This is a genomic window from Neobacillus mesonae (genome assembly GCF_023715155.1).
Classification (GTDB): domain Bacteria; phylum Bacillota; class Bacilli; order Bacillales; family Cytobacillaceae; genus Neobacillus; species Neobacillus mesonae_A.
The window spans coordinates 1-468 of record NZ_JAMBNQ010000107.1; the positions used below are offsets into that span (position 1 = coordinate 1).

The following is a 468-nucleotide window of genomic DNA, read 5'->3' on the forward strand; positions in this document are numbered from 1 at the left end:
GTGGGTATACCTCGCTAATATGACGACTATTGCTCCCTATCATTTTGCGTTCGCCATAACCTATGGGAAATCCAAAGCGTTCGCGCATCCATCGCTGCGTCATTACTGGTTCAAGACTAAAAGGCAGCGGATTAGGAAATAACCAAGCCGTTTTATTTTCATCTTCTAACCGCAAAGTCACTTCCTCAAGATTTTTTCTGGTTATTTATAAAAGATGAAAATATTCTTTCTCGCCTCATATCCAGCCTGAAAATATCATCACTAACAGTAATCGTTGGTTTTGTTTTGTAGGGAATTAAACCTTTTTCATAAATATCCTGATAAGGTTTACCTAATTGCTTCACAAGTGTTCGATATCAATATTCATTTGCCACCAAGTCGCTTTTTATCAAGCGCAATATGAATCTCCTTTTCTCGCTCCAGTGGATAAAAAGTCACGGTTTCTGAAAATAAATCATTGTTATAGGT

General features: G+C 37.4%; 2 protein-coding genes. Both read right to left on the reverse strand.

Annotation, left to right across the window (positions count from 1 at the left end):
• A partial coding sequence (locus tag M3183_RS27550) for a DUF6392 family protein (protein ID WP_396953768.1) occupies positions 1-181 on the reverse strand: 181 nt, incomplete at its 3' end.
• Positions 182-185: 4 nt separating this feature from the next.
• Complete coding sequence (locus tag M3183_RS27255; protein WP_311315415.1) at positions 186-344, reverse strand: DUF6392 family protein; 159 nt, start codon at positions 342-344, stop codon at positions 186-188.
• Between the last annotated feature and the right edge of the window lie 124 nt (positions 345-468).